We start from the raw sequence: 13,535 nt of genomic DNA, 5'->3' as shown, positions 1-13,535 counted from the left end.
GGAAGTGGCTCGACGTCCCCTTCATGAGGGAACACCAGACCTTCTGATAAAGGCGCAAATTTCTCAGATTGACCCCAACCGGACCTTAGACCTGGTGGGAAAATGACATTGAGCGTCCCGAACTGTCAGCCCAGTGTCCCAGGAACGGGTCGTGAATGCCGCATTTCCGAACCGAAAACGGGTTCTAATCCCGTGGACGCGGGGTAGACCAGGGAGCACTTCGATGGAAACACGCATCGACGAGATCGGAGATGGCATCTACCGTTTCTCGACTTACGTGCCTGACATCGTGCCGCCAGCCGGATTTACGTTCAATCAGTTCCTCGTCGTCGGGGAGGAGCCGCTCCTGTTCCACGCCGGACTGCGGAAGATGTTCCCGCTTGTGTCCGAAGCCGTGTCCCGGATCATGCCAGTGCAGGACCTACGCTGGATCACGTTTGGCCACTACGAAGCCGACGAATGCGGCGCTATGAACGAATGGCTGGCCGTGGCCCCGAACGCGCAGGTCGCGCACGGAATGACGGGATGCCTGGTGTCGCTGAATGACATGGCCGATCGTGCGCCGCGTGTGCTGTCGAATGGCGAGGTGATCGACATCGGCGGCAAGCGGATCCGGTACATCGACACGCCGCATGTGCCGCACGGCTGGGATGCCGGCGTGATCTTTGAGGAGACCAGCCGAACGTTGTTCTGCGGCGATCTCTTCACGCATCTGGGCAACGGCCCTGCGCTCACCGAAAGCGACATCGTGGGCCCGGCACTTGCGGCCGAGGACATCTTCTACGACACGAGCCTCGGGCCGAGCATCGCACCGACCGTTCGCCGGCTGGCCGACCTTGCCCCACGCGCTCTGGCCCTGATGCACGGCTCGTCCTTCGTGGGCGACACGGTTGGGGCTCTGCACGACCTGGCAAGCGCTTACGATGGCCGCCTGCGTGCGGCGATGGCGGGGACGTCGGCCTGACATCAACGATCCCAGGTCGTCACCCACAGCGCCCCGACGAGGACGATGTTCAGGCACGTCATCCCGGCGAGGAAGCCGAGGGCGGCACCCGGACCGCTCCACTCGATCAGGACTGCGCCGAGAGAGGGCGAGAGCGCCTGGGCGAGCAGGCTGGGCATCGCCAGCCTGCCCATGAGCGACGCGTACCCCTCCGCTCCGAACAGTTCGAGCGGCAGGGTTCCCTTCGCGATCGAGCCGATGCCATTGCCCGCACCGTACAGCGCCAAGGCAAGCGCCAGGATCGGGAACCCGAGGAACAGCAGCACGACCCCGCACGCAACGAGGGTGACGGAGGCTGCCATGGTCCAGATCGGATGGTAGTGGCGACCGAAGGCCATCTCGACGATGCGGGCGCCGACCTGCGACGGGCCGACCAGCGCACCGAGCGCGACGGCGGCAGCAAGGCCGAGCCCCCGTGCCTGGAGGAAGGTGAGCAGGTGCACTCCGATCATGGAGGCGGTCATGGCTCCGAGGGTGAGGATCATGGCAAGGAGCATGAACGCGCGCGTCCGTCGGGCTCCGGTCAGGTGGGCAGGAGACGTTTGCCCTGGCTTCGCGCCGGAGGCCTTGCCGCCACCTGCGGGCGCCCCGATGCCGGGTATGACGAAGGCGTGCAGCGGAAGGCATACGAGCAGATGGATCGCGGCATAGGCCGCACAGGCGCCGCGCCAGCCGAAGTGCTCGACGAGCCAGGCGCTGAATGGCCAGCAGACCGTGCTGGCGAAGCCGCCCCACAGGGTCAGGGTGGTGATCGCGCGCCGGGCATCCTTGCCGTACAGGCGGCCCAGCGTGGCGAATCCCGCGTCGTAGAGGCCCGATCCCATGCCGACGCCCATGACGAGCCAAGCCATCAGGTAGACCGGAAGGTTATAGGCGAGCGCCAGCGTCGCGTGTCCGGCCGCGAGCATGACCGAGCTGCCGACGAGGACCGGACGGCCGCCCTTCGCATCGATGGTGCGCCCGACCCGGGGCGCGACCAGCCCGGCCGCGAGCAGTCCGACGGACAGCCCGGCCACGACCCAGCCGAGCGACCATCCGGTGTCGGCGGCGATCGGCTTGGCGAGCACGGCCGGCAGGTAGAAGGACGATCCCCAGGCGAGGATCTGCGTGATCCCGAGGGCGGAGATGACCACCCTCGGGTTCTGTTTCGGCATGGCGGGTTCGCTCGCTAGGGACTCGCTCACCGGATTCGACACGGGCCGATCTCAGCAGCAGCCCACAGGCTCTGCAACCTTCTCCGGCGTCTTCGCGGGTCCGCAGCCACAGCCCGACTGGCCCGCCGCCTTGGCCTCGGCATCCGCGACGCAGCAGGCATCGACCTGCGCTGGGGCGGCGCCGCCGCAGCATCCCGAGGATGCCGTTGCTCTATCTGCGGGGATGTTGGTCGAGCACACACCCGTCTCCGGCAGCACGAGGTGGATGTCGTCAGCCGCCGCAAGATCGCCGGCGATGGCCGCCACAACGGACCGGACCTGCTCGTAGCCCGTGAGCATCAGGAAGGTAGGGGCACGGCCATACGACTTGATGCCAACCGTGTAGAAGCCCGGCTCCGGGTGGGCGAGTTCGCGGTGGCCATGCGGCGGCACCGATCCGCAGGAGTGCAGGTTCGGGTCGATCAGCGGCCCGAGCGCCTTCGAGCTTTCCAGCCACGGGTCGAGGTCGAGCCGCAGCTCGCGGGTCAGGTTGAGGTCGGGGCGTTGTCCGGTCGACACCACGATCCGGTCGACCGGGCCGATCTCGCGGATGCCCTGCGGCGTCTCGCCATCGACGGTGACCTGATTGCCATCGGCCCTGACGCGGACCACGGAGAAACCGGAGACCAGCGTGACCCGTCCGCTATCAACGAGGGCCTTGAGGCTCGAACCGAGCTCGCCGCGGGCCGGAAGCTGGTCGGCGCTTCCGCCGCCGTACACGCGCATCAGGTTCTCGCCGCGGGTCGCCCACACGATGGACGTTTCGGGATTGCGCTCCGCGAGCCGGGCGAGGTCGAGCAGGACGTTGGCGGCCGAATGCCCGGCACCCACGACGAGCGTTGTCTTGCCCTCGTAGGCAGCGCGGTCGCGCCCGAGCACGTCCGGGATGCCATAGGCGATGTTTGCCGTATTCTCCGCCTCGCCCTCGGCGAGGATGCCGCCCGCGCCGAGGGGATTGGGAACCGTCCATGTGCCGGAGGCGTCAATCACCGCCCGGGCGCGGTCGCGCCGGATCGCGCCGTTGCCGTTCGAGACGGCCAGCACGAAGGGCTTGGTCTCGCGGCCCTTGCTGAGCACCTTGTCGGCTCCTTGCCGGGTGATCGCCTTCACCGTGGCTCCCGTCTCGATCACCGCCGCCATTTCCGGCGTTTCGGCCAGAGGCTTGAGGTAGGCCTCGTATAGGTCCGATCCCGTCGGCATGACCTTCCCGGGCGTCTCCCGCCAGCCATGGGACTGGAGCAGGGCGCGGGCCGCTGTGTCGGTGTTGTACTCCCACGGCGAGAACAGGCGGACGTGGCCCCAGTCTCTTACGTTGGCGCCGACGGTGGCTCCGGTCTCGTAGACCTTTACGGGCAGGCCACGCTGGATGAGATGGGCAGCGGCGGCCAAACCGACCGGGCCCGCGCCGATGATGGCAACGGGAAGGTTATCGAGCGTGGTCATGGGAGGACTCCTTGGTCAGCAGCAGGAAGCAGGGCGGGGAGCGAAGCCGTCGCGGACGCGCTCGACGAAGACGCGCCCCTGGCAGCAGAGGACCTTGAGCATCCGCGAGGGATCGCGGTGGCGCGGCTGGGCCAGGACGGCGAGGACGTCCGCCCGCTCGAGGCCGATGTCGCGCAGGAGATGGTCGTCCAGTTCGCCGAGGGCGACGACATGCCGACGGTTCCGGGCCACGCGAGCGAGATGGAGCATGAAGGGTAGGAAGCCAGCCATCTGTCTCTCCTTTTCATATTTCCGGTAGTATCGAAATATCGGGCAAAAAATGATCAGGCGGCGTTCTCCGCCCGGGTCGAGCATCCGGCGTCGGCGCAGCACTCGTCGGCCAGGAAACCGATGATGCCGTTCATCGCCGGGTAGCTGGCCCGGCAAATCAGAGTGGTGGCCTGCCGCTCCTGCGTCACCAACCCGGTCAGCAGGAGCCGCTGGAGGTGATGCGAGAGCGTCGACGGCGGAATGCCGAGGCGTTCCTGGATCTGCCCGACCGGCAGGCCGGCCTCTCCGGCCCGGACCAGCGTGCGGTAGACCTGGAGCCGCGTGGTGTTCCCGAGCGCTTCGAGCTGCTTGGCGGCTTGTTCGATGTTCATGGAAATAAGATGCAGGGGTCCGCTGCGCAGGTCAAGCATTACTTCCATAATCGTCGAAATAGGAGGCAGCTTGGTATGGACCGTGAGGATACTGTCCGTGAAGCCCCGGACAGCGGACCCTCACACAGCCATGCCCGCGGCTCAGCTTGACCCAATGCGGACTTTTCACCCAGACTGGGTGATCGGTTCAGGCGGCTTGTAGAACCTGCACCAAAGTGCGAGCGAAGGTCCCGCTTGCCTGTAGAATTGCCCGCTCAACCCTTGGCTGTTCAAGCAGCCAAGGGCCGTGGTGAGCTTCCATGTCGACCTGTGGATCGGAAGGACGCTCGGGCCGGACTATCAGGCCGACGGCAGGAGCCGACGATCAGCGCCTTCCACCATTGCCGCCGCCATTACCGCCGTCGTTTCCACCACCATTCCCATTGCCGCCTCGATCGCCGCCGTCACCCGCGTTGCCGTTGCCGCCACCTGGATTGGACGGATCGGTGCCCTTCACGTCGGTACTGGTATTGTCGGCGGGCTCCGATCCATTGCCGAGGCCGTTGTTGTTGCCCGGCCCCTGACCGTTTCCGTTGCCCGGTCCGTTGCCATTGCCATTGCCGCCGGATCCTGCCGACCCGCGGCTGCCATTGCCGCTCGAGCCTCCGATGCCACCGCTGCTGCCGGCCGGGCTGCTGCCACCAGCAGAGCTCCCGCCGATGGAAGCGCCAGCCGAGGCCTCTCCAGACGCGGCTCCGGCGAGGCCTCCGGCTGCGGATCGTCCGGCTGCACTACCGGAACCCGAGTTCCCGACTGCGCCTGCCATAGCGCTGCCGGAGGAGGTCGCACTCCTGCCCGTCACGGAACCAGCAATTGCAGGAGAACCCGCCGCGGATCGCGCTGAAGTGCCGGCCGTGACCGAGTTGGTGCCAGAGCCGAAGAGCCGATCCAGGAACGATGCTCCGGGCGCCCCGATGGATCCGGTCGTCTCAGCTCTGGCGTCCTGGTTTACCGCACGTCGTGCCTGCGGAAGGATCGCGCATCGGCAGACTTCCTGGCCCTGGACGATGCGGAGGCGGCAGTTGCCGTACATGGATGCATTGGCAACGGCAGGCTGGCATTGTTGGCCTGACCTGGGCATCTGGGCCTGAACGGAGGCCGACGTGGCAAGAAACAGGGTCATCGCTGACAAAGCGAGAGCGTGCGAACGCTTCATGGTTCACCTTACAAGAGAGTACTAATGGAGGCTGATCGCAGAAGAGCGGCTCAGGTTGCTAGATGACGCCCAACCAAGAACATGGTTCCGGCGCATCCTTAGAAATATTTTCAGATGATATGTGAATATGCCTGCGCCTGTTAACGGATAGACAATCTTTATACCTGCCCGCACCTCGGCTTTAGCCTGTCCTTCGAGCGCGAACTAAAGGAAAGCCCCTAATAGTCTTCAACTATCAGGGGCAAGCAATACCCGACGGGACGCTGATTTGGCCCGACCGGCGAACGATCCTATAGCCAACTCAGTTCCACGGCTTACCTGGAGAGGGAGCGGGTCAGCCGCGCGGCCGGCGAAACCCGGCCTGCGCCACCGGCAGGCCACGGGCGACGGGAAGATCCACCGTTGGCTCGCTGGTCCTTGCGCCCGAAGCCGAAACCCACCCGCGGCCCGACTGCCGTGAGAGGAACGTGTGGCCTGTTTGGGCGGGCGAAAGGATGGACGAGGTCAGGTTGTCCAGGACGTACTCGCCACTGACCGTCGTCACGACAAGCACCGCATGCGGCTCACCGGATGAGGTCGTGCCGACCGAGATCGACAGCGCCGAGGCCGGCCAGCCACGCTGCAAGAGCAGCTTGCGCTTCAGCAGCGCGAAATCCTCGCAGTCGCCCCGGCCACTCGTCGGAAGCGTCCAGACGTCCTCGCGTCCGTACTGGTCCATGTCGGACACTTCGACAATGGTGCTGTTCACATGGCTGTTGATCTGCCGAAGCTCCGATATCCGCTCCGGCGTGAGGGTTACGTGCGCAGCAGGCTTAGCCGAGACCGGCCCGGAATAAAGCGCCGTCGCCAAGGTGAGTACAAGGCCGCCAGCCAGGCAGCGAGAGATCGACATCATAGGAATGCCCCCGAACGAATTTTGTCCAAGCCGACATCTGCGGCATTCGACTCGTTTGTCTTGTTAGGAGCGCATTAACTATGACTTTAAGCCTAGAATGAGGCAGCTTGAAACAGCCCAACCATCATCCATCGGCTCCTTCTTCGAAGCGCGGTGCTCCGAGAAGGAACCGAAGCATGGCCGATGCGTTTCATCTCGCCATTCTCTCGTTCTGTTCGTCCCGTGTCGCATTTGTTTCTAGGAACCGTATTGCTGGTCGAGGACGAGCCGCTGGTGCGGCTGGTGACGGCTGACCTGCTGATCGAAGCCGACTTCCGGGTTGTCGAAGCAGCCAACGCTGACGAGGCCCTCACCCTGCTGAGGGCCGGGGTTGAGGTGGACGTCGTGCTCTCGGACGTCGAAATGCCACCGGGCCGCAACGGCTACGCGCTCGCCCGCCAGGTTCACGAGCACTGGCCCAGCACCGAAATCCTGATCACCTCGGGACGGGAATGGCCGAGGCAAGGAGATCTGCCGCCGGGAGCCGCGTTCCTGGCCAAGCCCTGCCCGAGCGAAACCCTGGTATCCTATGTGCGTTCCGCCGCCGAGCGCGCTCAAACCGCCAGAGCAGGGCATTCGGCCGAGACAGAGGTCGATCGGGTGGATGGAACGGTTGTGCCATTTCCCAAAGCTGGCTAGCGCGAGAACGGCCAACACAGCATCCCACAAGCCCCACGCACGCTGCCCAGGTGAGGGCTTGCGTTTTACGAGTTGGATCCCCTTCCGGCTCATCCCACCCGATGATTGGATCTGGTCCCCACGATGATGGAGCGGTAGGTCGTTACGGTCGAAACTACGGTGGCTGCATCCTGAGGCATTTCAAGCGCTTCCACCTCGCCCAAGAGCGTCATGCCGACCTAGACTGGCTCATCATCATCGCTTCTGCATGAGCCGGTTGAGGATCATGGAGGCGAGAGCAAACAGGAGTGCACAGATCGAGACGGTGGCGATCAAGTGGGGGATGAAATGCGCCACCAAGCCGTCTGGAGTGTACCCGAGATGGTTATGGCTGAAATGGCGAGCCGTAGCGAGAAAAATGCCGGCCATGAATCCCACGAATGCGGTCATGGGAACGCTCCACCGGCCCGTGGGTGCTGATCTCCTGCGCATGTTCGTTCTCATTGTGGCGGACCGTTTCCATCTGTGCAGCTTGGCAAGGCCAGTACATTACCACCAATAAGAAAGCGTAACGGTTTGGTGTGGTTTTTATTCCGCGTACGAGGATTGCCAAGTCGTTCTGTTGGCAAGGCCATGGCGTACGGCTAAATACCAGTATAAGACCTTAGCAGTATCGATGCCACCTGAGGTCTCGGTCGAGCACCCTGCCATCCTCTTGGATCCAGAACCATCGATGCGCTGCTATTTTCACCTGGCGAACGGCGAAGAGATGATCTTGGATGACATCGGCATTGAGGTCTCGGATTTGGCCACGGCGAAAGAAATGGCGTTGCAGGCCATCGAGGATATTCGGACCGAGGCGATCCAACTCGGCGCATCCTGGCAAGGCTGGAGGCTCGATATCGCGGATCCCACCGGCCGTACCTTGCTGTCGATTACGTTGGATCCCACCATTCACTGACCGCAAGCGGATCTGCAAGCACTCTGAGTCGATGTCGGTTCTCCCCCTGGGCGTGACCATCTGCCGTGCGACGGCCGAAGCATGAACTCGGTAGACGAAAGGTCCGGACGTGGCACCTCTCGGAAGTGGGCCTAAAGTCTGCTCTTGCCAGGGAGCCTGTGTGAAAACACTGACCGTTCGTGTCTTCGAGCAATTTTCTGTCTTGCGGTCGCGAGAAGGCCGGGGATTTCCCGGTGCAAAAGCACAAGATTGTATAAATAGTGCGCCAAGGCCCAGCCTGTTCGAGTTTTCACACAGGCTCGCCAGGGACAGCGGACGTTCCCGGAGGGCAGGGGATCGTCACTGCCTCACCCTGAAGAGACCTTCCGCAGTTTGTACGCAGTGAGATCGATGCTCTGATAGGAACAACATCAGCGCTCATATCCAATGCCGAAGCCGTCATTGGTGCCGACACACATGCCAGCGCGAGCTGGTGCCGTCCCATCCCGTCGCCGTTTAATCTATGTTAGACTGCCAGGCCAATCGGATGCGGATCGCCTAGCCAGCCACATCGACGGCACCGCGACAATCTCCGTCATCCGGTCGTTCCCTTGTTCTGGAGCTGCGCCATGGGTGACCTGTCCTCGCCGCGGACCGCATCGGAGAAGCGGCAGCAGCATGACCTGCCGGGTCGCATCGGAGCGGCGGTAGAGGTCGACCATGCAAACGAGCGGCTCAGGTCTGTCCTGGCCAGCGTCAGCGACTGTTATTTCACCTTGGACAGGTCTTATCGCGTCACCGACCTCAACGAGGCGGCGAGGGACTGGGTGGGCCCGGATTTGGACCAGGTCCTGGGCACGTCCCTCTGGGACCTGTGCAGTCCTGATGCCGAGTGCAGCCGCGTCATTCGCGAGGGCATGGAGGGGCGGCGGCGCATCCGGCGTGAGGTGATGTCCGGCCTGCGGCGCGGCCGCTGTCTCGATCTTCTGGTCTGCCCCTCGACGGAGGGATTGAGCGTCTTCTTCACCGACGTCACGGAACAGCGTGCCGCCAAGGCAGCCTTGGATGAGCTCGCCGGACGCTTCCTGAGCCTCCAGGACGAGGAGCGGCAACGGATCGCCGAGGAACTGCACGACTCGACTACCCAGCATCTCGTGGCAGCCGACCTCCACCTCATGCGGCTGAAGCAGTATGTCAGCTCCGGCGAGGGCCAGAAGGTGCTCAATGAGGCCGCGGACGCGGTGGAGGAAGCTGCCAGGGAGCTGCGCAGTTTTACCTATCTCCTGCACCCGCCGGGCCTGGAGCATAGCGGCTTGGCTGGAACCGTGCAGGCTTTTGCGGCCGGCTTCGCGCGCCGGACGGGCCTGGACGCCTCCATCCGCATGCCCGACACGGCTGACAGCCTCCCCTTCGATGTCCAGCGCGCTCTGCTCCGGGTCATCCAGGAGGCGCTGACCAATACCTATCGGCATGCGGCCGCGTCCCGGCTGATCATCGACCTGCGGGTCGAGGCCGATACCCTGAAGCTGCGCGTTCTCGATGATGGCTGTGGGCTGACCCGCGGCGTCCGGAAGGCGGCCGAGAGCGGAGCCCTGCTCGGGGTCGGCGTCACCAGCATGCAGGCCCGCATGGTGCGGTTCGGCGGCAGCCTGCGGCTCCTGAGCCATGCGCGGGGTACGCTGGTCGTGGCCACCCTGCCGCTCGGGTTCGCGTCCGATCTCGGGAGCGGTCGGGAGCCTGCCGCAACGAGTCCCTCCGCGGTGCACTGACATCCTTGCGGCCATTTCGGGGAGGTTGCGATGATCGGTTGGGCCGTCCGGGGATTGCTGGCTGCCGGCAGCATCATCGCGGGATGGTTCCACGCCCGGGACGTGCCGACCTTCGAATTCGGATTAGGCGAAACCACCAAGAGCTTCTTCCTCTCGCCGTCGAAGCCGACGGCGGGCGGGCTGATCTGGGGTGTTGGCCCCGCCTTCCTGTGGCCGACCGCCACCGATGACAGCCTCGGCACGGAGAAATGGGGCGTGGGTCCGACCGGCGTCGTGCTGACGCACCAGGGGCGTGGACCATCGGGGGCTCGCCAACCACGTCTGGTCCTATGCCGGCCGCCCGGTCGCTTCAACGTGAGCTCCACCTTCGTCCAGCCATTCGCGTCGTACAATTTCGGTCAGGGGTGGAGCGTCACGCTCAACACGGAATCGAGCGCCGACTGGACGAACAACAAGCTGACGGTGCCGGTCAACCTCGTGGTGGCGAAGGTGTTCGAGATCGGCGACCAGGCGATGAGCCTCGGGGTCGGCGGCCGCTACTAAGCGATCAAGATGGAGGGGGCGCCGGACTGAGGCCTGCGCGCGCAACCCACGTTCCGGTCCGAAGTAGGCCAGCGGCAAGAGGGCACCCTATTCCCTGGCGATCCGGCTCTCCGATGGCGCCGCATCGTGTGTAGGAAAGTCAGGTCTCGGCACATTCGCGAAGTACACCGAAGGTCTGCTGACGAAGGAGACAACAGACATTCCTGTGGCGTTAGCCATCTCCTCGGATGACCCAATGCGGACCGTACGTGTTCCCGAGGTTATGGTCGTCATTGAAATCTGCGAAGGGCGGTTCAAGTGCGCCGACGGTATTGCTTGCGTACAGTGATGCGCATCGTGCGCCTGGTGATATCAATCCTGACCGGCCGTTCCCGCCTCTCGGCCCAGCCGATGACGCAGGCGTCGGTTCTCGGCGCGCAGACGCTCGATCTCCTCACGCACCGGATTGAGCACCAGGTCCAGTTCCTCGTGCGTGAAGCGAGGGGTGATGTGCTGAGGGCAGTTCCAGTCGAAAGCCTCAACCTGGATGAGGGCCCCGCGCTCGGAACGAGCCGCGTAGTCTGGCACGGCGAGGGTTGCCACCAGTTCGGGGTCCGCGCTCACATCGATCATCCGCAAGTGCCCGAAGATCTTGAGCCGCCGCTGATGAGCGTAGTCCATCAGGAACAGCGAGACCCGATCATTCTCCGCAACGTTGCCGGTCGTCACATACTGCCGATTGCCCCGAAAATCCGCGAAGCCAAGCGTGTGATCGTCCAGGACGCGCAGGAATCCCGCCGGGCCACCCCGGTACTGCACATAAGGCCAGCCGGTTTCGGAGACAGAGGCGAGATAGAACCCGTCGCGTCCTTCAATGAAAGCCGCTTCTGCGTCGCCGAGCCGGTCGTTGCGGACCGGCCCAGCCCTGTCCAGCGTGCCATCCAGGCGCGCGTACTGGGCTGCGCTTCCGTATCGCTCACGCGCGACCTTCACTGAAGGGGTCGATGCGATCTCGAGCCATCTGTGTAGCATGGTCAACCTCGTGGAAAACAGGAGGATTGCGGCATCAGTCCTGGTAGGCCCAGTCAGCGGCATGCCAAGCCAAATGGCCTTGGTCGGACACGATCCGGCCGAGACCAGGGAAAGGCATGTGCGTTGCTGCAATGAGCACACCCTCCTCGGCTGCCCGGGGGAAGAAACGGGCTCGCATGGCTTGTGCTGCCGGCCGATCCGCCTCCATCAGGAAGTTCACGTCGGTTCCCATGGCCGGGTGCACCACCGGAAACAGCATGTCGGAGACCATGATTAGGCTTTGTCCTCGGTCCTCGATCCGCACACCGATGTGGCCTGGAGTATGTCCCGCAAGGTCGACAAGTGACACGCCGCGGGCGATCTGGTGGTCGCCCTGGGTGGCCTGGAGCTTCGGATACAGCCGAACGAGGTCGGCCGAGAGGCGGAAGCTGGGTTGCAGATAGTCGGGCGCGGCGGCCTGCTTGCTCGGATCGGTCCAATGCGCGATGTCGCGCCGGTCGACATACACCTCCGCCTTCGGGAAAACACGGCGGCCGCCTGCGACAAGGCCTCCCAGGTGATCCTGGTGCATGTGAGTCACGATCACAGCGTCGACCTGTTCGGGTTTCAACCCGCGGGCGGCAAGCGCCTGGGGAAGTTGCCCGGTTTGTCCCAGCGTGCCGGCGGGTCCGGCATCGATCAGGATGCGGCTCGATCCGTCCTCGATGAGATACTGATTGAACAGAAAGCGCACACCGCTGGGTCGTGCCGTGAACTGGGCCTTGGCCGCGGCTTCGACCTGCTCGGACGTCCGGCCCGGGAAGTAGCCATAGGACATATCCGCGTAGCCATCCGACAGCGCCGTCACGGTAAAGCGGCCCACCTTGATTTGCGCGAGCGGCGTGACAGCGGAGGCGGGTTGGCTGCTTACGGCTCGTGCAGGCAGGGTCTGTGCACCGGCCATAAGCCCGGCAGTCGGAAGGCCAAAGGCGAAAGCGCGACGGGAGAGCGAGAGGGGCATGGGAGAAGCTCCAAGGTTTTGTGACCCAGGTGATGATCCTGATCGATGTCGACGCCCGAGTCTGGGCAGACACTAGACCCTCCCTGTCCCAACCGGTATCCTACGAATTCAAGACCTTTCCTCTCATTTTTTGGAAGGTGCGATGGACCGCTTCGACGCCATGGCCGTTCTGCTCGCCGTCGTGGAGGAGGGAAGCCTGTCGGCCGCCTCACGCCGCCTGCGCGCGCCTCTAGCTACGGTGAGCCGCAAGGTGGCGGACCTGGAGCGGCACCTGAACGCCCAGCTTCTGGTGCGCACAAGTCGACGGGTTGAGCTGACCGACGCGGGCCGCGGATATGTGGAGGCGGCCAAACGCATCCTGGAGCAAGTCGGGGAAGCAGAGCGCGAGGCGGCGGGCGAGTACACTACGCTCAGGGGTGAGCTTCACGTGACAGCGCCTACGATGTTCGGTCGAATTCATGTCTTGCCGATCGCCCTCGACTTCCTGAAGGAGCACCCAGAGATCGACCTGCGGCTTTTCCTCAACGACCGCCAAGTGGATCTAGTCGAGGAACACATCGATGTTGCCGTTCGCATTGGCCATTTGGTCGATGGCGGCTTACGGGCGACGAAGGTCGGGTCTATCCGCCGTATTGCCTGCGCCAGCCCTGCCTACCTCGCTCGACGCGGAGTTCCCAATACGCCAGGCGATCTCGCACAGCATGACGGCATCACGTTCCAGGGCTTTGAGCGCGCGCCCGAATGGCGCTATCGCGGCGACAGCCCCGCCTGGACAGCCGAGCCGCGGACGCGCCTGGCTGTGAACTCGACGGAAGCTGCGGTGGCCGCGGCGGTGGCGGGTCTGGGGACTGTCCGTCTCCTGTCATATCAAATCGAGCAGGAGTTGCGCTCAGGTGCCCTGCTCGCGATCCTCGAAGAGTTCGCCCCCGAGCCCATGCCTGTGACCCTTGTCTATCCCGAAGGAGGTCGGCTCGCACCCAAGGCTCGGGCCTTCATCGACTGGGCGGCACCGCGGCTTCGAGTTCGACTGTCATGACGTGGACCCTGCAATTCACCCCCGGTCCAGTCAGCATTCCTCTCACCTTGCAATGGTGGACCTTCCAATCGGAGCATTCCTGAAGTCAAAGGAGCTTGGGAAGGTCTGCCATTGGCACGGGACTGACCTTGCCCATCCGCCTGCATTCGCAGCGCGAGCGGACCTTCGCACAATCTTCCGAAGACCTCCTTGTTTGAGTGCCCTGGCGA

Annotated in this window: 15 protein-coding genes; 6 read left to right on the top strand and 9 right to left on the bottom strand. The window is 64.2% G+C overall.

Annotated elements, in window-relative coordinates; genetic code table 11:
* Positions 1-223 precede the first annotated feature (223 nt).
* Positions 224-964 carry an MBL fold metallo-hydrolase gene (locus KBI52_RS05055; RefSeq protein ID WP_210805812.1) on the top strand — a complete coding sequence of 247 codons (741 nt, stop codon included), beginning with the start codon at positions 224-226 and terminating at the stop codon, positions 962-964.
* Positions 965-966: 2 nt separating this feature from the next.
* Here the strand turns inward: KBI52_RS05055 and KBI52_RS05050 are convergent, their stop codons facing one another.
* From KBI52_RS05050 to KBI52_RS05025, 6 genes are all read right to left on the bottom strand, one after another.
* A complete protein-coding gene (locus KBI52_RS05050) occupies positions 967-2,157 on the bottom strand; it encodes an MFS transporter (protein ID WP_210805810.1) in 1,191 nt (396 codons plus the stop codon).
* A 51-nt stretch (positions 2,158-2,208) separates the two neighbouring features.
* Complete coding sequence (locus KBI52_RS05045; protein ID WP_210805808.1) at positions 2,209-3,639, bottom strand: NAD(P)-binding domain-containing protein; 1,431 nt, start codon at positions 3,637-3,639, stop codon at positions 2,209-2,211.
* A gap of 15 nt (positions 3,640-3,654) precedes the next feature.
* Positions 3,655-3,909, bottom strand: coding sequence for a DUF1127 domain-containing protein (locus tag KBI52_RS05040; protein ID WP_173945534.1), 255 nt, complete (start codon positions 3,907-3,909; stop codon positions 3,655-3,657).
* A 53-nt stretch (positions 3,910-3,962) separates the two neighbouring features.
* Positions 3,963-4,280 (bottom strand): helix-turn-helix transcriptional regulator, encoded by a 318-nt coding sequence (locus KBI52_RS05035; RefSeq protein ID WP_210805806.1) that lies wholly within the window; start codon positions 4,278-4,280, stop codon positions 3,963-3,965.
* A gap of 364 nt (positions 4,281-4,644) precedes the next feature.
* Positions 4,645-5,475, bottom strand: a complete 831-nt coding sequence (locus KBI52_RS05030; RefSeq protein ID WP_210805804.1) for a hypothetical protein — start codon at positions 5,473-5,475, stop codon at positions 4,645-4,647.
* Between the two features lie 334 nt (positions 5,476-5,809).
* The gene (locus tag KBI52_RS05025; RefSeq protein ID WP_173945537.1) at positions 5,810-6,370 is read right to left on the bottom strand and encodes a transglutaminase-like cysteine peptidase; all 561 of its coding nucleotides are present in this window, start codon (positions 6,368-6,370) and stop codon (positions 5,810-5,812) included.
* Positions 6,371-6,619: 249 nt separating this feature from the next.
* On the opposite strand from KBI52_RS05025, the gene KBI52_RS05020 reads away from it, so the two are divergent.
* Positions 6,620-7,048: a response regulator gene (locus KBI52_RS05020; RefSeq protein WP_247654192.1), complete on the top strand. Its 429-nt coding sequence runs from the start codon at positions 6,620-6,622 to the stop codon at positions 7,046-7,048.
* A gap of 234 nt (positions 7,049-7,282) precedes the next feature.
* Here the strand turns inward: KBI52_RS05020 and KBI52_RS05015 are convergent, their stop codons facing one another.
* Positions 7,283-7,477 carry a hypothetical protein gene (locus KBI52_RS05015; protein ID WP_173945539.1) on the bottom strand — a complete coding sequence of 65 codons (195 nt, stop codon included), beginning with the start codon at positions 7,475-7,477 and terminating at the stop codon, positions 7,283-7,285.
* Positions 7,478-7,703: 226 nt separating this feature from the next.
* On the opposite strand from KBI52_RS05015, the gene KBI52_RS05010 reads away from it, so the two are divergent.
* The 3 genes from KBI52_RS05010 to KBI52_RS05000 all read left to right on the top strand — a co-directional run bounded on the left by KBI52_RS05010 (position 7,704) and on the right by KBI52_RS05000 (position 10,279).
* Positions 7,704-7,988: a hypothetical protein gene (locus KBI52_RS05010; protein WP_247654191.1), complete on the top strand. Its 285-nt coding sequence runs from the start codon at positions 7,704-7,706 to the stop codon at positions 7,986-7,988.
* Between the two features lie 608 nt (positions 7,989-8,596).
* Positions 8,597-9,736: a histidine kinase gene (locus KBI52_RS05005; protein WP_173945541.1), complete on the top strand. Its 1,140-nt coding sequence runs from the start codon at positions 8,597-8,599 to the stop codon at positions 9,734-9,736.
* A 30-nt stretch (positions 9,737-9,766) separates the two neighbouring features.
* Positions 9,767-10,279 (top strand): hypothetical protein, encoded by a 513-nt coding sequence (locus tag KBI52_RS05000; RefSeq protein WP_210805800.1) that lies wholly within the window; start codon positions 9,767-9,769, stop codon positions 10,277-10,279.
* A 351-nt stretch (positions 10,280-10,630) separates the two neighbouring features.
* Here KBI52_RS05000 and KBI52_RS04995 read toward each other — a convergent pair whose 3' ends face one another.
* Positions 10,631-11,290, bottom strand: coding sequence for a pyridoxamine 5'-phosphate oxidase family protein (locus tag KBI52_RS04995; RefSeq protein ID WP_173945543.1), 660 nt, complete (start codon positions 11,288-11,290; stop codon positions 10,631-10,633).
* A 34-nt stretch (positions 11,291-11,324) separates the two neighbouring features.
* On the bottom strand, positions 11,325-12,290 hold the full coding sequence (locus KBI52_RS04990; protein ID WP_173945544.1) for an MBL fold metallo-hydrolase: 966 nt from the start codon (positions 12,288-12,290) through the stop codon (positions 11,325-11,327).
* Positions 12,291-12,432: 142 nt separating this feature from the next.
* Between KBI52_RS04990 and KBI52_RS04985 the strand changes: the two genes are divergently transcribed.
* The gene (locus tag KBI52_RS04985; protein ID WP_173945545.1) at positions 12,433-13,326 is read left to right on the top strand and encodes a LysR family transcriptional regulator; all 894 of its coding nucleotides are present in this window, start codon (positions 12,433-12,435) and stop codon (positions 13,324-13,326) included.
* The last annotated feature ends 209 nt before the right edge of the window (positions 13,327-13,535 follow it).

Source organism: Microvirga sp. HBU67558 (assembly GCF_018069605.1).
Classification (GTDB): Bacteria; Pseudomonadota; Alphaproteobacteria; order Rhizobiales; family Beijerinckiaceae; genus Microvirga; species Microvirga terrae.
Note: the sequence above shows the minus strand (reverse complement) of the source record. Positions and strands in the feature narration are given on the sequence as shown.

Excerpts from the sequence above, each read along its gene's own strand:
- KBI52_RS05050 (WP_210805810.1), bottom strand. The coding sequence starts at position 2,157 with ATGCCGAAACAGAACCCGAGGGTGGTCATCTCCGCCCTCGGGATCACG.
- KBI52_RS05030 (WP_210805804.1), bottom strand. The coding sequence starts at position 5,475 with ATGAAGCGTTCGCACGCTCTCGCTTTGTCAGCGATGACCCTGTTTCTT.
- KBI52_RS05015 (WP_173945539.1), bottom strand. The coding sequence starts at position 7,477 with ATGACCGCATTCGTGGGATTCATGGCCGGCATTTTTCTCGCTACGGCT.
- KBI52_RS05010 (WP_247654191.1), top strand. The coding sequence starts at position 7,704 with ATGCCACCTGAGGTCTCGGTCGAGCACCCTGCCATCCTCTTGGATCCA.
- KBI52_RS05055 (WP_210805812.1), top strand. The coding sequence starts at position 224 with ATGGAAACACGCATCGACGAGATCGGAGATGGCATCTACCGTTTCTCG.
- KBI52_RS04985 (WP_173945545.1), top strand. The coding sequence starts at position 12,433 with ATGGACCGCTTCGACGCCATGGCCGTTCTGCTCGCCGTCGTGGAGGAG.
- KBI52_RS05000 (WP_210805800.1), top strand. The coding sequence starts at position 9,767 with ATGATCGGTTGGGCCGTCCGGGGATTGCTGGCTGCCGGCAGCATCATC.
- KBI52_RS05040 (WP_173945534.1), bottom strand. The coding sequence starts at position 3,909 with ATGGCTGGCTTCCTACCCTTCATGCTCCATCTCGCTCGCGTGGCCCGG.
- KBI52_RS05005 (WP_173945541.1), top strand. The coding sequence starts at position 8,597 with ATGGGTGACCTGTCCTCGCCGCGGACCGCATCGGAGAAGCGGCAGCAG.
- KBI52_RS04990 (WP_173945544.1), bottom strand. The coding sequence starts at position 12,290 with ATGCCCCTCTCGCTCTCCCGTCGCGCTTTCGCCTTTGGCCTTCCGACT.
- KBI52_RS05035 (WP_210805806.1), bottom strand. The coding sequence starts at position 4,280 with ATGAACATCGAACAAGCCGCCAAGCAGCTCGAAGCGCTCGGGAACACC.
- KBI52_RS05045 (WP_210805808.1), bottom strand. The coding sequence starts at position 3,639 with ATGACCACGCTCGATAACCTTCCCGTTGCCATCATCGGCGCGGGCCCG.
- KBI52_RS04995 (WP_173945543.1), bottom strand. The coding sequence starts at position 11,290 with ATGCTACACAGATGGCTCGAGATCGCATCGACCCCTTCAGTGAAGGTC.
- KBI52_RS05025 (WP_173945537.1), bottom strand. The coding sequence starts at position 6,370 with ATGATGTCGATCTCTCGCTGCCTGGCTGGCGGCCTTGTACTCACCTTG.